This is a genomic window from Martinezella paranaensis (assembly GCF_014200235.1).
Lineage (GTDB): Bacteria > Pseudomonadota > Alphaproteobacteria > Rhizobiales > Rhizobiaceae > Rhizobium > Rhizobium paranaense.
This window is the reverse complement of record NZ_JACHBI010000022.1, coordinates 16,428-38,379: the sequence shown is the minus strand read 5'-3', so window position 1 is coordinate 38,379 and position 21,952 is coordinate 16,428. Positions and strand designations below refer to the sequence as shown.

General features: G+C 59.1%; 20 protein-coding genes and 3 pseudogenes. 15 read left to right on the top strand and 8 right to left on the bottom strand.

Annotated elements, in window-relative coordinates:
* Positions 1-32 precede the first annotated feature (32 nt).
* The 6 genes and pseudogenes from GGD50_RS30355 to GGD50_RS30330 all read left to right on the top strand — a co-directional run bounded on the left by GGD50_RS30355 (position 33) and on the right by GGD50_RS30330 (position 5,334).
* Complete coding sequence (locus GGD50_RS30355; protein WP_183940864.1) at positions 33-692, top strand: aspartate/glutamate racemase family protein; 660 nt, start codon at positions 33-35, stop codon at positions 690-692.
* Positions 693-729: 37 nt separating this feature from the next.
* Positions 730-1,670 (top strand): annotated as a pseudogene (locus GGD50_RS30350) (amidohydrolase family protein).
* Between the two features lie 24 nt (positions 1,671-1,694).
* Positions 1,695-2,957 (top strand): 3-oxo-tetronate kinase, encoded by a 1,263-nt coding sequence (gene otnK, locus GGD50_RS30345; RefSeq protein WP_183940862.1) that lies wholly within the window; start codon positions 1,695-1,697, stop codon positions 2,955-2,957.
* The gene (gene otnC / locus GGD50_RS30340) at positions 2,954-3,592 is read left to right on the top strand and encodes a 3-oxo-tetronate 4-phosphate decarboxylase (RefSeq protein WP_183940860.1); all 639 of its coding nucleotides are present in this window, start codon (positions 2,954-2,956) and stop codon (positions 3,590-3,592) included. Before otnK ends, otnC begins: the two co-directional genes overlap by 4 nt.
* A gap of 45 nt (positions 3,593-3,637) precedes the next feature.
* Positions 3,638-4,071: pseudogene (locus GGD50_RS30335) on the top strand (cupin domain-containing protein).
* 378 nt (positions 4,072-4,449) lie between these two features.
* A complete protein-coding gene (locus tag GGD50_RS30330; RefSeq protein ID WP_183940858.1) occupies positions 4,450-5,334 on the top strand; it encodes a GntR family transcriptional regulator in 885 nt (294 codons plus the stop codon).
* On the opposite strand, the gene GGD50_RS30325 is transcribed toward GGD50_RS30330, so the two are convergent.
* Complete coding sequence (locus tag GGD50_RS30325; protein WP_183940856.1) at positions 5,325-6,398, bottom strand: lactonase family protein; 1,074 nt, start codon at positions 6,396-6,398, stop codon at positions 5,325-5,327. The genes GGD50_RS30330 and GGD50_RS30325 overlap by 10 nt on opposite strands.
* A 144-nt stretch (positions 6,399-6,542) precedes the next feature.
* On the opposite strand from GGD50_RS30325, the gene GGD50_RS30320 reads away from it, so the two are divergent.
* Together GGD50_RS30320 and acnA are read left to right on the top strand one after the other, a co-directional pair.
* Complete coding sequence (locus tag GGD50_RS30320) at positions 6,543-7,895, top strand: MFS transporter (protein ID WP_183940854.1); 1,353 nt, start codon at positions 6,543-6,545, stop codon at positions 7,893-7,895.
* A gap of 16 nt (positions 7,896-7,911) precedes the next feature.
* Positions 7,912-10,521: an aconitate hydratase AcnA gene (gene acnA / locus GGD50_RS30315; RefSeq protein WP_183940852.1), complete on the top strand. Its 2,610-nt coding sequence runs from the start codon at positions 7,912-7,914 to the stop codon at positions 10,519-10,521.
* Positions 10,522-10,618: 97 nt separating this feature from the next.
* Here acnA and GGD50_RS30310 read toward each other — a convergent pair whose 3' ends face one another.
* Positions 10,619-11,182 (bottom strand): threonine transporter RhtB, encoded by a 564-nt coding sequence (locus GGD50_RS30310; RefSeq protein ID WP_183940850.1) that lies wholly within the window; start codon positions 11,180-11,182, stop codon positions 10,619-10,621.
* Between the two features lie 125 nt (positions 11,183-11,307).
* Between GGD50_RS30310 and GGD50_RS30305 the strand changes: the two genes are divergently transcribed.
* The gene (locus GGD50_RS30305; protein WP_183940848.1) at positions 11,308-11,526 is read left to right on the top strand and encodes a hypothetical protein; all 219 of its coding nucleotides are present in this window, start codon (positions 11,308-11,310) and stop codon (positions 11,524-11,526) included.
* Positions 11,527-11,929: 403 nt separating this feature from the next.
* Here GGD50_RS30305 and GGD50_RS30300 read toward each other — a convergent pair whose 3' ends face one another.
* From GGD50_RS30300 to nirK, 6 genes and pseudogenes are all read right to left on the bottom strand, one after another.
* Positions 11,930-12,427, bottom strand: a complete 498-nt coding sequence (locus tag GGD50_RS30300; RefSeq protein ID WP_183940846.1) for a hypothetical protein — start codon at positions 12,425-12,427, stop codon at positions 11,930-11,932.
* A gap of 30 nt (positions 12,428-12,457) precedes the next feature.
* On the bottom strand, positions 12,458-12,874 hold the full coding sequence (locus tag GGD50_RS30295; RefSeq protein WP_183940844.1) for a hypothetical protein: 417 nt from the start codon (positions 12,872-12,874) through the stop codon (positions 12,458-12,460).
* A 525-nt stretch (positions 12,875-13,399) separates the two neighbouring features.
* A pseudogene (locus GGD50_RS33605) lies at positions 13,400-13,542 on the bottom strand (IS110 family transposase); the annotation flags it as partial.
* 139 nt (positions 13,543-13,681) lie between these two features.
* Entirely contained in the window at positions 13,682-14,377 is a 696-nt protein-coding gene (locus GGD50_RS30290; RefSeq protein ID WP_183940842.1) for a Crp/Fnr family transcriptional regulator, read from the bottom strand.
* Between the two features lie 17 nt (positions 14,378-14,394).
* Complete coding sequence (locus tag GGD50_RS30285) at positions 14,395-15,330, bottom strand: SUMF1/EgtB/PvdO family nonheme iron enzyme (protein WP_183940840.1); 936 nt, start codon at positions 15,328-15,330, stop codon at positions 14,395-14,397.
* Positions 15,331-15,409: 79 nt separating this feature from the next.
* Complete coding sequence (gene nirK / locus GGD50_RS30280) at positions 15,410-16,561, bottom strand: copper-containing nitrite reductase (RefSeq protein ID WP_183940838.1); 1,152 nt, start codon at positions 16,559-16,561, stop codon at positions 15,410-15,412.
* Positions 16,562-16,808: 247 nt separating this feature from the next.
* Here nirK and GGD50_RS30275 point away from each other — a divergent pair, with 247 nt between their 5' ends.
* From GGD50_RS30275 to GGD50_RS30250, 6 genes are read left to right on the top strand one after another with little or no spacing between them, the layout of a single operon-like run.
* Positions 16,809-17,522, top strand: a complete 714-nt coding sequence (locus GGD50_RS30275) for a c-type cytochrome (RefSeq protein WP_183940836.1) — start codon at positions 16,809-16,811, stop codon at positions 17,520-17,522.
* Positions 17,522-18,781, top strand: coding sequence for a c-type cytochrome (locus tag GGD50_RS30270; protein WP_183940922.1), 1,260 nt, complete (start codon positions 17,522-17,524; stop codon positions 18,779-18,781). The genes GGD50_RS30275 and GGD50_RS30270 overlap by 1 nt, the downstream gene beginning before the upstream one ends.
* A gap of 7 nt (positions 18,782-18,788) precedes the next feature.
* A complete protein-coding gene (locus tag GGD50_RS30265) occupies positions 18,789-18,956 on the top strand; it encodes a hypothetical protein (protein ID WP_183940834.1) in 168 nt (55 codons plus the stop codon).
* Positions 18,956-19,513, top strand: a complete 558-nt coding sequence (locus GGD50_RS30260) for a cupredoxin domain-containing protein (RefSeq protein WP_183940832.1) — start codon at positions 18,956-18,958, stop codon at positions 19,511-19,513. Before GGD50_RS30265 ends, GGD50_RS30260 begins: the two co-directional genes overlap by 1 nt.
* Positions 19,503-21,125 carry a b(o/a)3-type cytochrome-c oxidase subunit 1 gene (locus tag GGD50_RS30255; RefSeq protein WP_183940830.1) on the top strand — a complete coding sequence of 541 codons (1,623 nt, stop codon included), beginning with the start codon at positions 19,503-19,505 and terminating at the stop codon, positions 21,123-21,125. Before GGD50_RS30260 ends, GGD50_RS30255 begins: the two co-directional genes overlap by 11 nt.
* On the top strand, positions 21,126-21,938 hold the full coding sequence (locus GGD50_RS30250; protein ID WP_183940828.1) for a c-type cytochrome: 813 nt from the start codon (positions 21,126-21,128) through the stop codon (positions 21,936-21,938).
* Positions 21,939-21,952: the final 14 nt, after the last annotated feature.

Sequence of the window (21,952 nt, the reverse complement as noted above, 5' to 3'; positions counted from 1 at the left end):
TCGGCAAAATAGCCAGAAAGTCAGAGGTCATCATGCCTGCCGCTCCTCGCATCGCGCTCATTCATGCGACACCTATCGCCATGGAACCGATCCATGCATGTTTCGTATCGGCCTGGCCTGAGGCGGAGACGATCAATATTCTAGAAGACAGTCTGTCTCCTGATCGGGCAAAGGTTGCGGAACTGACGGAGGGGCTTACGAAGCGGATCGCCGCACTTGCCGCTTATGGCGTCCAGGCGGGGAGCGATGCGGTGCTGTTTACCTGCTCCGCCTTCGGGCAGGCGATCGAAAAGGCGGCCGCCGAACTTCCCGTTCCTGTCCTCAAGCCAAATGAAGCAATGTTCGAAGCCGCGATCAGTCAGGGCGGACGGACTGCGATGCTCTATACCTTTCCACCCGCACGCAAGGGCATGGAGGAGGAGTTCCTGGAGGAAGCCAGGCGCCTGCAGCCCTCGGCCACGATCAAAAGCTTCCTGGTCGATGGCGCAATCGAAGCGATCCGCGGTGGCGATGTCGAAACCCATAACCGACTGGTCGCGAATGCCGCTGCCCGATTGCGTGGCTTCGACGCGATCATGCTCGCCCATTTCTCGACGGCGCGCGCGCTTGAGCCCGTGCAAGCCGTCACCAAAATTCCTGTGTTCGGCAGCCCGGATGCCGCTGTCGCAAAGCTACGGAAGCTCCTTGCTTAGCTTGGGAAGCTCCGCCGTATAAACGAATGAGGAGGCCATGCCCATGATGGTGGGAAGACGTATGTTCGTTGTCGGGGCGCTGGGAGGAGCTACGGCTCTTTACTCGGGGCTTGACGTTCGCAGCGAAGAGACCATGTCGCCTTCTGCAGGCAATGAGCGGCCGAAATTCAAGGTGCCGGCAAATAGCTGCGACGCTCATTTTCATATCTATGACAGCCGTTTTCCGGCTGCGCCGAATGCCAGCCTCATTCCGCCCGACGCGACCATGGATGCGTATTTGAGACTTCGCGAGAGGCTGGGCTTCGAGCGCAGCGTCATCGTGCAGCCCTCCACCTATGGCACCGACAATTCATGCATGCCGTCGGCTCTCGAAAAGCTCGGCGCAAGAGCAAGGGGGATTGCTGTGGTCGATACGTCGGTAACCGACGAGACGCTGAAGCAATTGGACAAGGCTGGCGTTCGCGGCATTCGCTTCAATCTCGGCCGCGTAGGCGCAACGACCGTCGACATGATCGAACCCTTGTCCCGGCGGTCGCCGAGCTCGGATGGCATATTCAGCTCCACATGCAGGGAGACGATATCGCTGCCAATGCCGACCTTATGACGCGATTGCCGGTGACTGTCGTCTTCGATCATCTGGGGCGTATTCCCCAGCCCGCCGGTACCGGGCATCCCGCATTCGCGGTCATTGTCGCGATGCCGGAGAAGGGGAAAGCCTATGTGAAGCTCTCGAGCATCTACCAGGACACGAAGGTGGGGCCGCCATCCTACGAGGATATGGGAGCGCTGGCTCGCGCATATCTCAAGATGGCACCGGACAGGGTGCTCTGGGCTTCCGACTGGCCACACCCATCACCGGGAAAATTCGGCAAGCCCGACGACGCGCTTCTCGTGGATCTCAGTGCTGAATGGGCGTCCGACGATACAACGCGCCAGAAGATTTTTGTCGATAACGCGGCCAAGCTCTACGGCTTTTGATCTGGCCGGAGGAAAGGAATTTAAATGCTACTAGGTGTGATTGCCGACGACTTCACGGGCGCAAGCGACATTGCAAATACCATCGCCAAGGGCTTGCAACCCCATGGCGGCCTGAGGACCGCGCAATTTCTTGGCATCCCGACGCAGCCGTCGCCGCCGGATGTCGAAGCGGGTGTGGTCGCGCTGAAGAGCCGGTCGATTCCAGTCGAAGAGGCGGTCACCCAATCTCTTGCTGCACTCGGCTGGCTGCTTGCCCAAGGATGCCAGCAGATTGTCTTTAAATATTGCTCGACCTTCGATTCGACCAGGGAGGGGAACATCGGGCCGGTCGCAGAGGCGCTTGCCGCGGCTCTCGGCGTGCGGAACGTCGTCGCATGCCCGGCATTTCCGGGGGCAGGCCGAACCGTTTATATGGGACATCTATTCGTTCAGGACCGTCTTCTGAATGAGTCCGGTCTGCAAAACCATCCATTGACACCAATGACTGACCCGGACCTCCGCCGTTGGCTGGGCTACCAAGCCAAAGCGCCCGTCGGATTGGTCCCGCACGGTGTCGTCAGGCAGGGAGATCTGGCGATCCGGGCGGCCCTCGCAGCCTCCGAGAACATCATGGTCATCGTCGATGCCATCTCGGACGAGGATCTCGTCAACATCGGTTCGGCTGTGCTTAGCCATCGGCTCGTCACCGGAGGATCGGGAATTGCGTTGGGACTGCCGGAAAATTTCATCAAGCATGGCCTAGCCAAGGGAAATCTCGGTGCGGCAAATGGCGTCGGGGGTCCCGAGGCGATCTTGGCGGGCAGTTGTTCCGGAGCGACGAGAGGTCAGATCGATCTGCACAAGGCAGATCATCCGGTATTCGCCATCGATATCGACAAGGTCATGAGCGGAGAAACTACGTCGGAAGATATCGTCGACTTCATCCGGTCACATCACGGTAGAGAGCCGCTGGCCTATTCCTCGGCGTCCCCTGAGGATGTGCGGGACATACAAGCCAAATATGGTCGGGAAATCGTGGCGGAAAAACTCGACGGGCTATTTGCCGAAACCGCCCGCAAACTCGTCGCCTCCGGCGTCACTCGTTTGGTGGTGGCGGGTGGCGAAACATCGGGCGCGGTAGTATCGGCGCTGGATCTCGGCGCTTTGACCATCGGGAAGGAAATCGATCCTGGAGTGCCTGTTCTGCTTTCACACGGTGAAAAACCCATCGCACTCGCGCTGAAGTCAGGAAATTTTGGTTCGCCGGACTTCTTCGTCAAAGCATTGAAGAGGTTGTCTGGCCGATGAGTTCCGAAAGCAAAGTCCGCGAGGATATCGTTCGTCTGTCCCGTTCGCTTTACGAACGGGGTTTTTCCGTAGGATCGGCGGGAAACATCAGCGCGGCCGTGGACGATGGCATATTGATGACGCCGACGAATTCTTGCCTCGGCTTTCTGGATCCGGCGCAGATCAGCAAGATCAGCCGTGGCGGACGACACGTGTCCGGCGACAAGCCATCGAAGGAGATCTTTCTCCATAGCGCCTTCTATGAAACGCGGCCCGAAACTGGTGCGGTCGTACACCTGCATTCGACATTCGCGACGGCATTGTCCTGCCTGGACGACACAAACCCGGACGACTGCATTCCGCCATTGACGCCCTATGTCGTAATGCGCGTCGGGCAGGTGAAGCTGATCCCCTACATTCGACCGGGAGATGAGAAGGCCGGTCATTTGATTCGCGAGCTCGGCGGACGCTATGCGGCGGTCTTGCTCGAAAATCATGGCCCCGTCGTCACGGGGAGGGACATCTGCTCGGCTGTTTATGCCGCAGAAGAACTCGAAGAGACAGCGAAACTGCTTGTACTGTTGCGTGGCGCGCCGGCCAGGTTTCTCAGCGACGCGAATGTGGCCGAATTGAAGGCTGTTTTCGCCGCCTATTAGTCGGCCTCCGTCACAGGGCCGGCAGTCTTTGTTATAGAGGATTGGATGGATCGACACGTTCCCATTCAGGCAGCGATATTCCGGCCGAAGGAGATGAAGGCCAATGATCGGGGCGGAGGCGCCCGCACCATCCCGCTTGTCACACGAAAGTGCGGGTCGGCGGACATGATCAACGGCATCACCGAGTTTGAACCGGCGCCTCAATCCCTCTTCACAAGCACAATTGCGAGGAGAGCGTCATGGTGCTGAATGGCGAAGCGATCGTCGAAATCGACGGTCAGCAACATCGTCTCGGCACGAATGACACGACCTGGATACCCGCACACGTGCCTCACCGCTTCATAAATGCATCCGACAGCCAAGCCATGCGGATATTCTGGACATATGCTTCGATAGACGCGACGCGAACGATGATCGCTACCGGTGAGGAACGTGCCATCGATGCTGAGCAGAAGGCTGCAACGACGGGGGTGGAATAGGTTGAGCGGATCCGCGTACCACGCATTTGGTTCATCTGCCCGCAACCTTTCGGAACGAAATTGACCGTCTCATCCGTTCCACAGAGTTGGCATAATATTGTTATAAAATGTAATTGTGCCTTTTGTTCAAGGAAGCTAAACAAAGGGCGGTTTAGGAGCGGCCAAGTTTGATCCTGATCGCGGAGGTGAAGGGATCACTCTCGCTGATGCAGCCTGCGCCGGCCAAGAACGTCAGGGGCAAGTAGAAGGATCTCTCGGGACCTATACGACGGCCTCGCAAAGGCTGCGAAATAAATGCGATGGTTGTCGGCATCGTGAAGGCTGTCCTGATCCGGCGGGTGGTGTTAGAAGAAGGACAAAAGCGACAGATCGGAATCCATGGCGAGAAGCAGTCTCACACCGCAAATGAGCGGCAATATCATTGAGTTCGTGAAGACGAACGGCATACGTCAGGGCCAGCATCTGCCTCTTCAGATGCTGGCCGATACTTTCCGCGTCTCGCGTGCGCCGATCATGAGCGCGCTGCGCAGTCTTGAGAGCCGAGGCATCGTGCGCGCCGAACCGAACCGCGGTTATTTTCTGGCAGTTGACAGTGAAAATCTCGACGCACTCAGATCGGAGACCGCGAAAGATAGCGATGCTGACGAAGCTATCTATTTCCGGATCGCCGAAGATCGCTTCTCGGGCAAACTCGACGAGCGCGTCAGCGAAAGCGAAATGATGCGCCTTTACGATTTGCCGCGAAGCCGGCTGCTGAAAGTTTTGCACCGAATTGCCGATGAGGGATGGGTCGAGCGGCTGCCCGGCAATGGCTGGGCCTTTCGTCAAACCTTGACGTCAAGGCAGAGCTACGAGGACGGCTATGCTTTCCGGGCGGTGATCGAGCAGCAGGCTATGCTGCTGCCGAGTTTTGAGCCCGACCCGGAAGGGTTCAGGCACGCTCGTCAGGTCCAGACCGAGCTTGGCGACGGCGGCTATCAGACCTGGTCCCGCGCCGAGATATTCAAGGCGAACAACGAATTTCACGAAATGCTCGTTGCCTGCTCACGCAACGAATTTTTCCTCGATGCGATCAAGCGCATAAATCGGCTTCGCCGGCTGATCGAATATCACATCACCATCGACAGGAACCGGCTGCCCAGACAGACGGCCGAGCATTTGCATATTCTCGACCTGGTGGAGGACGGCCGCCGCAACGAGGCGGCGGCGTTTCTCTATACCCACATCATGGGAGCAAGCCGCATCAAGGCGCCTCAGGTCTGATCCAGATCCTTGAAAACGATACAGACGGGGCTGCCGACGGTAAGGGTGCTCGATGCAGGCGAGAGATGTCCGGTTGCCTTGTCGATGCTGCAGGCTGTGATCGTATCGGTGTCCTCATTCGCGACCAGCAACGTCCGGCCTTCCGGGAGCATGGCAAAGAAGCGCGGCGTCCTTCCCGCCGTGGCCCACGAGCCGAGGGGCGCCATGTGGCCGTCTTCGCCGACCGAGAAGGCTGCGATTGTGTCGCTGCCGCGATTTGAGGCGTAGACGAAACGGCCATCGGCGGAAACCACGATCTCTGCGCCACGGCTGTTGCCGGTAAAGCTGTCGGCGAGCGACGAGAGGATCTGGAAAGGTTCGATGCTTCCCGTTGCTGGGTCGAAGCGATAGGCGGCTACGGTCGAATCCAACTCGTGGATCACGTAGGCGAGCCGTCCCTCGGGATGAAAGGCGATGTGACGCGGGCCAGCGCCTTCCCGGGTCTGGCAGGATGTCACTTCGATCAGCTTACCGAAGGCGCGGTCCAAACGGAAAACGAGGATTTTATCCAGTCCCTTGTCCGGCACGGCAATCCAGTTTCCTGAAGGGTCGAACTCCACCTGATGCGGTTTGGCGAAAGGCTGTTCCACACGATGTGGGCCGATTTGTCCGTCGACGGTCGTCAGGTTCTCGACTGGGCCAAGCCGCCCATCGTCCTGGCGCCGGAGAACGGCGAGCGAAGAGGTGACGTGGTTGGCGACGATCAGGAATTGGTTCGATGGATCGAATGAGAGATGCACAGGGTTGCGCCCTTTAGTCGATTGCTCGTTCAGGAAGGTCAGGTGCCCGGATGCCGGGTCGATGGAGAAAGCGCTGACGCGGTCGGAATCGCCGTGAACCGCATAGAGGAAATGACCTGTCCGATCGAAGGCGAGGAAGGAGGGGTTTTCCATCTCCAGCAGCTGCCGATGCTTCCAGCTCAAATCCTGCGTCAGCCGATAGACGTTCAGCCCGTTGCCGCGCGCATTGCGGGCCTTGGTCGTGCGTGCGCCGACATAGACGATCCTCGTCTTCTCTCCAGCCATTCCGACACTCTCCGTGAACGATATGTCGAAAATCATAACGCGCTGCCTTCATCGTCGCAATTGCATTTTATAATTATATTATGTAAATAGGCCAAATGTGCTCCGGGGTCTCCTGGTCACCATCAATGCTTCTGGGAGGTAGCAATGACCGATATAGCGACAAGCGCGCTAGAAAAGACGACGATGCGGAAGGTCTTCTGGAGGATCGTCCCCTATACGTTTCTGCTTTATGTCATCTCGTATCTGGATCGCGCCAATCTCGGCTACGCGGCATTGCAGATGAACAAGGATCTGGCGCTGTCTGCCGAAGCTTTCGGCTTTGCCGGCGGCGTCTTCTTCATTGGCTATTTCCTCTTCGAGGTGCCGAGCAACATCGCCCTGCAGAGATACGGATCGCGCATCTGGATTTCGCGCATCCTGCTGACCTGGGGTGCGGTGGCCGCGCTGACCGGTTTTGCCCAGACCGCCATGCAGCTTTATGTGCTGCGCTTCCTTCTCGGTGTTGCCGAAGCCGGCTTTTTCCCCGGCATCATTATCTATCTGACCTACTGGTTCCGTTCGAAGGAGCAGGCGACGACGGTGGCATTCTTCACGGCCGCCATTCCGGTTTCCTATTTGATGGGAGCGCCGCTCAGCACCTGGATCATGGACAATGTCAGCGGCTTCGGTCTTTCCGGATGGCGATGGATGCTGATCCTCGAGGGCGTCCCTGCGGTTGCCGCCGGCATCTTCAACTACTTCTACATGACGGACCGCCCCGAAAAGGCGAAATGGCCGACCGAAGAGGAGCGGAGCTGGCTGACCAAGGAGCTTGCCGCCGATCATGCCAACCGCAAGAACGTCAAACATCTTGGTCTCTGGCAGGCTATTTCGAACCCGAAGGTACTGTTCCTATCGGCCATCTATTTCATCTATCAGGTTGGAAATCTCGGTATCGGACTCTGGATGCCGCAGATTATTCAGGACTTCGGGAGCGATCTCAGCCATTTGCAGATCGGCCTCGTCGCCATGATCCCTTATGCCGTCGCCACCGTCGCCATGGTTTTGTGGTCGCGCAGCTCTGATCGGACTGGCGAGCGCCAGAAACATACCGCGGTACCCTTGCTGATTGCCGGCATCGCGCTCGCGGCCACGGGTCTGACGCGCGATCCCTATATCGCAGTTACCCTCATTTCCGTGGCACTCGCCGGCATCTTTGCCTTCAAGTCACCCTTCTGGTCGCTGCCTGGTCTTTTCCTCAGCCGATCGACCGCTGCCGTCTCGATTGCCGCCATCAATTCCATCGGCAATCTCGGCGGTTTCGTCGGTCCCTACGCCATGGGTGCTGCCAAGACATGGACGGGCAGCGCGCTTGGCGGCCTCATGTTTCTCGCGGCACTTTTGCTGCTGTCCTTCCTGATGACCTGGTTCATGCGCGTCTCCAATGCGGAGGCGGCAGGCGATAGTGATCCGTCCGGACAATTCCACATCGGGCGCGCCAGGCAGCCCAAGGCGTAAGGCAGAGTTTCAGAGCATGACGACGATCAGCAAATTCGACGTAAACGGTATCCAGTACGACATCATCGATCTGCCGAAGGTGGCGGACGGTCTCCTCGAGCGGATGCCCTATATCCATCGCATCCTGCTGGAGAATGTGCTCCGGACAGGAGGGGACGATGCCGAACGCGCCAAATCGGCGATCACCGCCTGGCTCGACGAATGCAGCAGCGAGGTCGAAATCCCCTTCCTGCCGAACCGCGTCCTCATGCATGACACGACCTGTGGACCGGCACTGGTGGATATTGCGGGCATGCGGTCGGCATTGGCGGAGGCCGGCGGCAATCCGGCCCTGCTCAATCCCGTGGTGCCGGTGGATGTTTCGACGGATCACTCCGTCGCCGTCGATGCGTTCGGAAGCTCGGCTTCGCTTGAGCGCAACATGCAGCGCGAATATGAGCGCAACGCCGAGCGCTACACCTTCATGAAATGGGCCACCAATACGCTTTCCGGCTTCAGGGTCCACCCTCCCGGGACGGGCATCATGCATACCCTCAATCTGGAGCGGCTAGCGACGGTCGTGACCGATCAGCAGAAAGACGGCAGGCGGTGGGCCGTTCCCGATACGCTGATCGGCACGGACAGTCATACCCCGATGATCAACGGGATCGGCGTGCTTGCCTGGGGCGTCGGCGGCCTGGAGGCGGAAAGCGTCTTCTTCGGCATGCCGGTGACGCTGCGCGTGCCGGATGTCGTCGGCGTACGGCTGACCGGCGGCCTGCGCGACGGCGTGCTTGCCACCGATCTCGCGCTGGTGGTCACGCATCTGCTGCGCCAGATCGATCTTCAGGACAAGTTCGTCGAGTTTTACGGGCCGGGCGTTTCGACGCTGACAGCCGGCGATCGCGCCGTCGTTGCCAATATGACGCCGGAATTCGGCGGCAACAGCGGCTATTTCCCGATCGATGGCCACACGACGCAATATTTGAGGGCGACAGGGCGAAGCGAGGATCATGTCGATTTCGTCGAGCACTATGCCAGACGCGTGGGCATCTGGTTCGATCCGTCGTGCGAGCCACGATATACCTCTACTCTCGAAATCGATCTCGCAGGCATCGAGCCAAGTCTTGCCGGTCCCCGGCGTCCCCAGGATCGCATTCCGGTCAGCGCGACGGCGCAAGCAATCGCCGACATGAAGAAGGTATCGATCGAGATCGAAGGGCAGCCGAACAACAGTGCCGTCGCGATCGCCGCGATCACGAGCTGCACCAATACCTCCGATCCCCGGCTGCTGGTCGCTGCTGGACTTCTTGCGCGCAAGGCACGCGCCTACGGACTGCGTCCACCGCATTGGGTCAAGACCTCCCTGGCGCCAGGATCCCCAACCGCCGAACGCTATCTCAAGCGTGCCGGCCTGCTTGAAGATCTCGAGGCCGTGGGCTTCGGGATTGTCGGCTATGGCTGTACCACCTGCATCGGCAATTCCGGTCCGTTGACGGAGCCCGTGGCAAAGGCGATGGCAGAGCGTGGGATTCTCCCCGTAGCGGTGCTGTCCGGAAATCGGAATTTCCCAGGCCGCGTGCATCCTCAGCTTGAAGCTGGCTTCCTTGCATCTCCGCCGATGGTCGTCGCGTTTGCATTGGCCGGTACCGTCGAGCTCGACATATTGAAAGACCCCATCGGCCACTCCCGCGAGGGACGGCCGGTTACGCTTTCGATGCTGTGGCCAGCGGCATCGGAGATCGACGAGTCCTTGGCAAGGGCGGCGGATATGGCCGACTTCGCGCCCGCCTATGAGACTGCCGAAGACAGCAAGGCATGGCAGGAGCTGGGGGCGCCGACCACGACCATTTTCCCGTGGGACGAGACGTCGACCTATATTCGCCGGCCGCCCTTTGCGAGTTTTGGCCAGGGGACACGGCTGGGTCAGTATGAAGCCCATCCGATACTGGTTCTCGGCGACGACATAACGACGGACCACATTTCTCCAGCCGGTGCCATTTCAGCAAAGGGCGATGCTGGCCACTATCTCATCGAAAGAGGAGAGAACCCCACCGATCTCAACGTCTTCGCCTCCCGCCGGGGCAATTGGGAAGCCATGGTCCGTGGCCTGTTTACCAACAAGACCGTCCGCAACTTGCTTGGCGCAGATCTATCGCCGGGCTCGACCATCCACGCTCCCTCGGGCGAAGTCGTGTCCCTATGGGCGGCGGCTCAACGCTATTCGGGAGAGGATCGATCCGTCGTCATCGTCGCCGGCGAGCGATATGGCATGGGATCGTCGCGTGATTGGGCTGCGAAGGGAGTTGCCTTGCTCGGGGCAAGGGCAGTTCTCGCCCTGAGCTTCGAGCGGATCCACAGGTGGAACCTGATAGGCATGGGCGTCCTGCCGCTGCGGCTGCCGGAAGGCTTTGGTCCAGACGAACTCGCGCTTAAGTCAGGTGACCTTATTGTGATCACCGCTGATCCGGCTCACATCGATCCGCGTTGCGAGATAAAGGTCGTCGTGAAGCGGAAGGATGGGCTAGAAACGAACCTCGTTGCGACTGCGGCGATCGAGACCACTGCCGAGGTCGAGATCCTCCGAGCTGGCGGTATCCTGCCGCTAATCTTGAATAAGGCCGTTCGAAAGGCTTCTGTGCAGTAAGCCCGAGAACATGCGGCGATCCTAAGGCTACCAGGGCCAAATTGCTCCAGACAGGCCGTATTTCTACCTGGCGACGGCAACCATCTTAGCCACATCCCTAGGATATAGCGCTTACGGTCAGCGTAATGGAGAACATGACCAGAATGGCGGCGCCGAGCCGGCGTGCAATTCTGGGCATTCCCGTAGAGCGACCAACGACGAGTCGTCCGACTGTCAGCCAGACGCTCGAAGTCGCAATCACGGTCGGCACGAAGACCCCGAGGGCGGCCGGCGAAATCGCGCCTGCAGGTGAGGGCATCATGGTGAGGCCGATGATGATTGCCTTCGGGTTCAGCAAGGTGGTCACAAACAGTTGCTTTCGGCCAATAGCGACCGGCGCATTGGCGGTATTGGGTGCCCAGAGCTTGAATGCCAAATAGAGGACCCATGTCGCGGCCAACAATTTGACTCCCTGGGCGATGGCCGGATGCTCGTGAAGCAATGGCCCCCCGATTCCGGAGACGGCGATCACCACGGCGGCATAGGCCGAGACGACGATCGCCAGAAGCGAGGTGAAGCGCAAGGGCGTCAGGCCCTCTGCCGACAATGCGAGAACTGTGTTCGTTGGACCGGGCAGGATCAGCAGAGCGAAGGCGGCGATAAAGAAATGTAGAAGATCCATTTACGGGGTTCCGAAGTTTGCTCGCTTCTATTGGCACACGATACATGGACGGTAATTGATCAAAGTCATATTGGGATGGAACCAGCCTCCCGCTTGTCCGTTGAAATCGATTGGAGGATGTTTCCATGCCTCGCTTGATTTCATTCATGCTTACTCGGCTTTTGATCGGGTTTGCGATTGGCACCGTGGTCGGCCTGATAATATGGACGAACGGTGTCTCACCAGTCGCTTCATCGCTCGTTGCTCCGGAGCGCTACATAGCGTTCGGAATGTTCGTCTACCTTTTCGCGAGCACCATCGGCATCAGCTATTTCTCTACGGCACTTTTCCTGGACGATCTTTAGAGTGAGACGTCGTCGCATGGGAAGCCATCGATCAGCATTTTGAGTTAGGTCAAGGACGGGAAGTCCGGTTGGTTGCATATTAGGCCATGCTCGGTTTTCGACCCTCTTGAAGGCATGCCCACTGTGGCCCGCTCTTGGATGAGGAGGGCGGGACCACGTCAATATCTCGAAAGTTGCAGGTAGAGCCTTGATCAATCTAAATCCACAGCAAGCCGCGGCGGTGCAACAGATTCATACCAGGATTGCCGGCTCCTCGTGGTTTAATCGAAATTCGGTTACGGAATGGGAGCTTTTGAAGCTCATCCTTCGCAGCCTGGCTCGCAGCGATGAGGAAATGGCGGTTCAAGAGATTTGCGAGCGCGAGGCTCGTGCGCGCTTTTCGCACTGATCGCGGCGCCGAATGCTAGAGTTGCTTTTGCCGCTGGCCCGGGTGAGGCTTATCTTGTCTGTTCGTTGCCATCCTGCCACCAAGCCGCTGCCATAATCTTACGTCTTCGGCGGTGATCCTCAGGGCTGGAATTGCTCCGAGTTGCAAAAGCTTTTCCGAAGCGATCGCCGCAAACACATCCATGCACTCCAGAAATCGAAGCGCTCCGTCGCGCGGCGGCAAGGCGGCGGTCAGAATACTTCTTCTTGTCACCGTCACCTGGCAAGAATGCCGGTCATGCGCGTGAAACAGGAAGGAGCCGGTTCTGGTCGCTTTGTCGAATGCGATCGTCTCTGCGGTGCGTCGATCAATCCCGATCATCTTCCGGCGTTCCACTCCGACTTCCTCTACCTCGCGAATATGTTTGGGTTCCCTGGACACCAGGCGTGAAGCGCCAACCGTGCAGAAACGATTCCAGAATAGCGCGCGGCTCTCCACCGACACCGCTGTTTGAACCGAGGAATTCGAGAACATCCAGATGACGGCGACGCTCGAGTTCGTTCCTCATCGTTCCGATCCTTCGATGCTGGAGCTCTGGGTGCCCATTGACGCTCCTGCGAGGCTCACTCGGCTGAGCACCACTGCCTTGAGAAGTTGCGACCCAAGCCGCGCCTGCAGCGCCATGTCATCGAAGAGCATGGCCGCTTCTTCAAGCTCGCCTCGCTCGGCATACGAGTCCAACTCTTCCAGTCCGGTGGTAAGGTCGACGAGGGTGGCCACTTTTACACGTTGGCGAAGCGCGAGATGGTAGAGCTCTTGAACAATCGATTTCCTTTCGGACGGCTCCACTCTTGTCAAAACCTCGCCGACGGCCGACGAGCAGTCGTATTCGGGCTCGAGTCGCCTGGCGAGCACTTTTATCTGACGGATGGCGGAGACAACGTCCCACTCATCCGGCGACGGCCTGAGAGTTGACGTCATCGGCTTCCCCCTTTACCCATTCGATTGCTTTCAGCCACATTGTCTCGGCCAAAATACCTGGCCTGGACGTATCGGATCGGTCCAAGCATCGGCACGAGCAGGGGTGCCATATCGGGACGTCTCCATTGGCCGTATCGTACCCATTTTATTGCCGGCCTTGCTTGTTCGGCATCAAACAGAATGTGAGTTGCGCCCGCTCTAGCGAAGGCTACGCTTCGCCAAAGACGCTAATCCCGCTCGCGCGACATCCGCAATGTGAAAACCGCTTATGCTCCGACGAAGGCTTTCGCAGCGCCCTTATTCGGAGCAGCCTCAATTTGAGTTTTTTGGAATCATGCAGTGAATGCCACGGGATTCTAGCTGAAGTTATCGTGCCTCCAACTCTTTCTTTGGGTCGGTTGGCTAGTTTGAACCGTCGGAGAAGAGAACGGGCGAAAATCTATTCGGGCATGATCTGGCTTCTAATCTGGTATGCGCTGCCCGAGATACTAAATCTTGTCGCCGAAATCGACGAGTTCAAGGGGCGTGGCGCGAGATCTTTTCGCTGCCCGGTGCAAGCGATGTTATCAGCCAGGTCGACTTGTTAAGAGCTCCAATGAGACGAATATCGCCCCGAGATCGATGCGAATAGCGGCAGATGCCTTGGGGTGATAGGCGGACAAAAGCATGATTGGCCTCCAAAGAGAGTTTCTGTGCCCACACTCTGCCACAGCGTAGGTCGCCACATATGGGATCTAATTCCGGAGTTTTTGACGAGTGAGCTTCCACCTTGCCATGTCTTCGGTCCGTACCCTGACCGGCTGCCGGTTATCTCCGTGCGCCGTCGGCGAGGATGAGCAGACGCTCTCCATCAGTTACCGTGAGTTTCTGCCGGCCGCCCTCGACGATACCCTTCGCCTCCCATGCGCTGAGGATTCTTGAGACCGTGTGCAGTGTCGTCCCGGTCATCTCCGCGATATCCTGACGGGAGATTGGGAAATCGATGCGAATCCCTGCATCCACCGCCCGACCGGCCTGCTTGGAGAGTCGCAGGACGGCATGGGCGACCCGCTTTTCAACTTCCTCGGTCGACATTTCGCGTATCCTGGTATGCGCTTCTTCCAGGCGCTGCCCGATCGTCTGCATCGCGCTCATAGCCAGTCGGGGATTCTGCTCTACGAAACACGACCACATTTCCGTCGGCCATCCGAGTACTACGCTTTCCGCTGCAGCAACCGCGGTGCCGGGATAGTCCGATCGGCGAAGTGCCATGGCGAAGCCGAACAGATCCCCCGGATGAACCATCCGGACTATGATCTGCTGGCCGTCCTGAGTGACCTGCGTCACCTTCAACCGCCCGTGCAGCAGCAGAAAGAAGGATTTCGCCGGCGCCCCCTGCTCGAACACCGAGTCACCCATTGCGACACGGCGTGAGATAGCATGCTCGAGCATTGCATCGAGATCGGGATCCGTCATTCGCTCGAATAGCGGCAGCGTCTTTAAAACTGTGCGATCGACCCTCATCGTCTGTTCGTCTTTCTTTAGGTTTTAATGATTGTTGCAAGGAGCTGCGCGGTGGCCCTGCGAAAAAAATTTGCGATGCTTTCCAACAGCGACGGGCGGCGCACGAGACGGAATCCGAGATTGTCAGGAGGTGCTCCCACGGAGCATCCTCCACCTTTCGGGTTTCTGACGAAGCTGTTCATCGGCGAGCGATGTCGTCCGGCAGCGATCATGACCCCGCAACTGGAAGGGTCCAGATCTTCGTCGGCTTTCGCTTTGTCGAGATCGACGCGCCTGTTGCAGGTCGACGTCCATTCCCAGATATTTCCGGCGAAATCGACGAGCCCGGTCTGACTGATGCCGAAAGAGCCCTTCGGCTGGGGGCGAGGATCAACCGACGCGGCGCGGCGGGCTTCGCGTTCGTAATCGGCGAGCCAGCGTTTGGCGGGATTGCGATCGTCCGGGTCGATGCCAAGCGCATCGTCGGGGAATCGATCGGCCGCCGCGTAAGCGAGTTCGAAATCGGTCGGCAGCGTCCATTCCTGCCCGGTGTGGTGCGACAGCCATGCGGCGTAACGCAGCGCATCGTCATAGCTCACGCCGGTCACCGGGATGCTGTCGTTCGGCAAGGTAGCGCCTGCTTCCGAGGGGACGCATGCGGCATCGGAGACGCAACGTTCGTATTCGGCCTGCGTGACCTGATACTTCATGACATCGAGCGGAACCATCACGGCTTCTTGCCGTTTGGGAGCGTCGATCGCGAGGCCATTGCGAAAGTATTCCGTCGCGTCGCGATATTCGAAGGCATGCGGCGCGATGGTGACGACCTCGGGGGAGACGACGGCGAGACCTTGTCCTTCGAACGAAAGAAGCCCCGCCTTCTCGGCGAGCGCTCCAGAGAGCAAGCCGAGAATAGCGAGGGGTATGAGGATCGACATTTCCGAAACCGTTCTTCTAACGGCGTGCGGTGTCATGGCTTTGTTCGCAATTGCGCCCTTCTATTGAAGCGGGTGCGCGGGGCCACATCGAGGGACCCGCGCGCCCGAGATACGATCAGGTTGCCGAGGGCGCCCTGATCGAGGTCATGAGATCGTCATTCCAGTCGCCGGTCACCTTGAAGTGGGCAGCCGCACCCAGCTCGAACGCCTCGATGAGATTGTGGTTCACGTAGGCGTAGATGCCCGGCTGCTTGAACGTGTAGATCGCGGCCCCGGCGGTGCCGCCCGGAATGAACCATGTTTCCTGATCGATATCCGGAGCGTTCAGGAACTTGCCGGTCGCCCACACATACTCTCCGTGGCCGCCGATGAGATGCGGACGGGTGTCACGGTTCGCCTGCGAATGCACGATCAGGACGGTCTCGCCCACCTTTGCAGTCATCGCGTTTTCGCCGGTCAGCGCTCCCACGGCGCCGTTAAACACGATGTGGGTCGGCAGGAGGGTCTTCATGACGGCGACCGTCTCTTCGTATGCCTCGCCGGGGCTGCCGAACTTCTTGAACTTGCCGTCGGCGTCGCGCGGGACGTAGAAGTCCTGTTCGCCGACGTAATAGACCTTGTCGTAGACGATCGGTTTGCCGCGACCGTCAGTCAGCCCCTCGCGCGGCAGCACCATAATCGCGCCGTTCATCCCGGACGTGACGTGCCAGGGGACCATTCCCGGAGGTGCGCAATGGTAGACGAACACGCCTGCCTTTGTCGCCTTGAAGCGTAGAACCGTGCTCTCGCCAGGATTGACAACGGTGAGCGCTCCACCTCCCAGACCGCCGGTGGCGGCATGAAAGTCGATGTTATGCTGCATCGTGTTCGTATCGGGGTTGACCAATGTCAGTTCGACGTAGTCATCCTGATGGACGACCATCAGCGGTCCCGGAACCGAGCCGTCGAAGGTCATGGCGTTGATTTCGGTGCCTTCCTTGTCCAGCACCATCTTCTTTTCCTGGATGGTGAGCGTGAACTCCTTGATCTTGGGGCCGCCTTCAGCCTTCTGCGTGTGGGCATGGACGAAGGGCGGCTTGACGAGCTCGATCCTCTCGCGCGCGATCTTCGATAGATCTACCGCCGCTCCCGGCTTCCTAACCGCTTCCGCCGAGGCCACTTCCTCGTCGGCATGAGCAACCGTGGACATGATGATGGGCGTAAGCGCTCCCGCGACAGCAGCGCCCGTCAGCATGGTGCGCCGGGTCATTTGCAGAGTATGTGTCATTTCCAATCTCCATCATCGAAGAGAGGGCGAACGCCGCCCGGTCGACAAGGAAAGTAGAAGAAGACCCGAGAAACTCTTTGATGTGGCGCAAACTGCCTATTTGCTGCGACGCAAACTTTAGGCTGTGGTCTTCGAGTAATCTCAGAGACCGCCATTTTTCCCACTTGAACGTTTATCGCAACGACATATTGTCCGCTTAGAGATCTTTCACTTTCATGTGACGCTGCTGCGGAGGGACGTAGTAATCATGCGAGGAATGTTCTTGGTTCTCTGTCTCTCCTTGTTGGGAGAGGCGCCGGCGCTCGCCCAACAGATGGCCCATTATCCGAACGATATGGCTGACCGGGTGCAGGCATGCACGCCCTGCCACGGGGTCGAAGGGAAGGGCACCAACGACGCCTATTTCCCAAGACTTGCGGGAAAGCCGGCGGGGTATCTCCTGAACCAGCTCGAGGCATTCAAGGCGGGACGACGAAAATACCCGCCGATGAACTATTTGCTTGAATATCTGACCGACGACTACCTCGCCCAGATCGCTGCCTATTTTGCAGACCAGCATCCGTCGCTACCCGAGAAGCCGCCGACGGATGTTAGTCAGACGGTGCTTGACCGCGGGCATGCGATCGTAACGAAGGGTGATCTCGACCGATCCATCCCCGCCTGTGTTAGCTGTCATGGGAGTTCTCTGACCGGGCAGGCGCCCGGTATTCCCGGCCTTCTTGGTCTTCGCGCAACCTACGTGAGTGCGCAACTCGGGGGCTGGCGGTACGGAACGCGCACCGCCAAGGCTCCTGACTGCATGCAACTTGTCGCCGCGCGGTTGACGGAGGACGACGTGCGCGCGGTCGCGGCCTATCTGGCGAACCAGCCCCAGCCTGCCGACCCCGTGCCATCGGCAGCCGGATCATGGTCGCTTCCTTTTGCGTGCGGCAGCCAGCCGGATGGAGAGAAGAAGCCATGATGCGTCGCAACCCGATCAAGCCGGCTCTGGCCGCCGCATCCCTTATCGCGCTGATGGCGACGCTTGGCCCCGCTTCCGCCCAGTCTCCGCAGGCCAGTGCGGACGTTGTCAAGAAGGGGGAATACCTGGCCCGGGCCGGCGACTGCGTCGCATGCCACACCGCGCCGGAAGGGAAGGTGTTCGCAGGCGGGAGAGCAATGCCTACTCCGTTCGGAACGCTTTATACCTCCAACATCACGCCTGATCCTGAGACGGGAATTGGGCGCTGGTCCGCGGATGACTTCTACATGACGATGCATCATGGGCGGTTTCCGGACGGCGGCCTTCTCTATCCCGCGATGCCTTTCGGCTCCTATACCAAGGTTACCCGTGAGGATAGCGATGCTATCTTCTCCTACCTGAAGGCGATCGCTCCGGTCCATCAGGCGAACCGGCCGCATGAGCTCGATTTTCCCTATAACAACCGTTCGCTCATCCTGGGCTGGAGAACGCTGTTCTTCAAGGAGGGAGAGTTCGAACGCGATCCAAACAAGTCCGACGAATGGAACCGCGGGGCCTATCTCGTCGAGGGCCTTGGGCACTGCGGGATGTGCCACACGCCCATCAATGCATTGGGCGGCAGCAGGCAGTCGGAGGCCTTCCAGGGCGGACTCATTCCGATGCAAGACTGGTATGCCCCCTCGCTCACCTCCAACAAGGAGGCAGGCCTGGGCGGCTGGTCGCTCGAGGAGATATCGGATCTTCTCCAAAAGGGTGTTTCGACAAGGGGAGCCGTCTACGGTCCGATGGCGGAGGTTGTGTTCAACAGTCTCCAATACATGACCGATGACGACATCCGCGCAATGGCTGTCTACCTCAAGAGCATCGCCCAGGACGAGCCGGCGACACCTCGGCCGTCCGTCGCGACCTCCGAGGCAAGTCTCCTGATCAGCTTGGGCAAGACGGTTTACGACAAGCAATGTGCGAGCTGTCACGGAGCCGCGGGCGAGGGAAAGCCGCCGGATTATCCGCCGCTCGCCGGCAACCAGTCAATCCAGATGGAATCGGCGGTTAACGGGATCAGGATGGTTCTCAACGGAGGATATCCGCCCGCGACCTACAAGAACCCGATGCCGCATGGCATGCCTCCCTTCGCCGTCAACCTTTCCGACGACGAGGTGGCGGCCGTCGTCTCCTATATCAGAACCGCATGGGGAAACCGCGGCACGCCGGTAAGCGCCGCGGACGCCAACAAGCTCAGATCCGCACCACTCCAGTGAGGACGTCATGATCAATTCGCAAGAACCTGCCGAAGCGCCTGACGACGCGATGGTGGAAAGGATTGTCTCCGAGGGGCCAAGAGGAGCGGTTGCGGTCGCAGGCGTGGCCACGGTCATCGTCCTTCTCGTCTGGGTTCTCTTCTACCTACTCGTATTCGTACCGAGGAGCGGCTGATGAGCGACATTCATGGCGAAGGTGCTGCGGTCGCCGAACGGGTCGAGAGGCGGTGGGCAACCATATCGGTCCTCATCATCGTTTTTTTGGCCGGAATGGCTGCATTCGCGGGCATCCACCAGGCGACCATGCCGCAGACGAGCGTGGAGACCACGGATCCCACGACGATCCACCTTCAGGGCGAGTTCATCGAATCCAACCTTGGAAGCGCGCTGGAGCCTGACGGCTCCGTGACGGTGCGGGCGATCGGGCAGCAATATTCCTTTTCTCCATCCTGTATCGTCGTACCCGCCCAGACCCCGCTGACGTTCCGCGCCACCAGTGCCGACGTCGTGCACGGAATTCTTATCCAAGGCACGAACGTCAACACGATGCTGGTGCCTGGATATGTGTCCGTACTGAAGGCGACTTTCGACAAGCCCGGAGATCACCTGATGCCCTGTCAGGAGTTCTGCAGTGTCGGCCATGAAGGAATGTGGGGAAAGGTGAAAGTCGTGGACAAGCAAGAGTTCCTTTCGGAAATGGCGAACAAGAGGAGGCTTTCCTGTGCTCCATAATCGCAGGCTGATCCTCGCGCATTTCTGGCTGGCGTTTGCCTCATTCGGCCTCGCGCTTCTATTGGGCGCCTGGCAGATGTACGTTCGCAGCCCGCTTCATTCGTGGCTGAACAATCCTGAATGGTACTATAGGTCGGTGACGGCGCACGGCACCGTCATGGGATATGTCTTCCCGACTTTGGTTGCCATGGCGTTCGGCTATGCGATCAGCGAGACGGCGCTGAAACAAAGGCTTATCGGCGTCCGTTGGGCCTGGGCGGGATTTTGGCTGATCGCGGTCGGCGCGATCATTGCGATGGTGCCCGTCGCGCTCGGCCTCGCGTCGGTATTGTACACGTTCTATCCGCCGCTGATCGGCTCGCCGTTTTACTATATCGGCGTCGTCCTGGTCGTCGTCGGCTCGTGGATATGGGTCGTGCTCATGTCGATCAACCTCAGGGCCTGGAAGAAAGCCAACCCGGACGTTCCCGTGCCTTTGGCGATGTTCGCAAACGTTGCGGGCTCCTATCTCTGGGCCTGGACGGCGGTCGGTGCTGCCCTGGAATTGCTTCTCCAGATACTTCCCGTTGCGCTTGGGTTCAAATCGACGATCGACGCCGGCTTAGCACGCGTCTTCTTTTCGTGGACCCTGCACGCCATCGTCTATTTCTGGCTGATGCCGACATACATCGCTTATTACACGATCGTTCCACGCTCGATCGGAGGCCGGGTCTACAGCGATACGATGGCGCGAATTTCTTTCATCCTATTCCTGGTCGTGGCGATGCCGATCGGCATTCATCACGCCTTCGCCGATCCTGAGGTGGGCGCCGGCTTCAAATTCGTGCATTCGGCCTTCACCGCGCTCGTGGCTCTGCCGACACTTCTTACGGTCTTCACCATCTGCGCCTCCGTGGAGATTGCTGCGCGCGCACGAGGCGGAAGAGGCATGTTCGGATGGGTCACGGCATTGCCGTGGCGCAATCCGATGATGCTCGCCTTGGCCTTTTCGTTCATCATGCTTGGTTTCGGTGGCGCCGGCGGCCTCATCAACATGAGCTACCAGCTCGACGCCTCCATCCACAACACGCAATGGATCACCGGGCACTTTCATCTCATCTTCGGCGGCGCGATCGTCATTATGTATTTTGCGATCGCCTACGATCTATGGCCCCACCTGACCGGGCGTCCCATTGCAAGCCTGTCATTGGTGCGAACACAGCTCTGGCTCTGGTTCATCGGCATGATCGTAACGACCTTCCCATGGCACTATGTCGGCATCTTGGGAATGCCTCGCCGAATGGCCTATTACGACTACACCGATCCGGCCCTCGCGAACGAGGCGATGTCGGTTGTCTTCTCCGCCATCGGTGGGTTCATACTCGTGATCTCCGGCCTCCTGTTCATACTGGTTCTTGTGCGCACGCAGTTTGGTACGCCGGAAAAGTGTGAAGATTATCGCTTCGCGCTGGCCGTCCATCCGCCGACGAAGGTTCCCCTTGCGCTCAACAGCTATGCTCTGTGGATCACCCTCATGATCGGGCTGACGATCACGAATTACGGCTATCCGATCCTTCAGCTTGCAGTGCGCAACGACACGTCGGTGCCGGCGGTTTACGTGGGAGAACGGTAAATGGCTGACGAGCCCCTCATCAGCTTCCGAAATCGATGGACCGTCACCAGCATTGCGGTCGTGGCGGCGGTTTTCGTGGTCGCAGCCGCGCTGGGGTTCGTCATTCTTCCGAACCTCGGGGCGAGGGAGAAGGTCGCCGGCATCTGGGATTCGATCTGCCGAGCCGCGGGACTGCCGCAACGCAGCGCGCCGGTCGAGACGGTGACGTCAGACTATAAGACCTCACAGGTGAAGCTCGCCACCGCGGTATCGCTGAAGCGGGACCAAGCGGCGATCGGAAGAGGCGCCACGCTGGCACAGCAATGCGCCATCTGCCATGGACCGACGGGGGTGAGCCGTGCGGATTCACCGAACCTTGCCGGGCAGTATGCAAGCGTGATTTACAAGCAGCTTCGCGATTTTAAGGACGGCGTTCGGACCAACGCGGTCATGAGCCCGTTTGCCGCGAAGTTGTCCGAGCAGGACATGCAGGATCTTGCCGCATACTATTCTTATCTTCCGCGCCTGCCCAGCTACCATCCCGCTGGCGAGATACCGGTGCCGCGCATCGTCGCCGGCGGCGCGCCAACCCGCGGAATTGCTCCTTGCGGGTCGTGCCACGGCAGTATCGAAAACAAGCTTGGCAGCCCCTGGCTCGAGGGGCAGTCGGAACTCTATTTGAAGACGCAGCTTCTGGCGTTTGTCTCTGGCCTGCGCCGCAACGACATCAGCGAGCAGATGCGCAACGTCGCCCGCGCGATGACACTGGAGGAAATCGACGAAGCGGCAAAATATTATGCCAGCAAGCCGCCGCCTTATCTCACCACCGATTAGGGCGGCCGCATCTA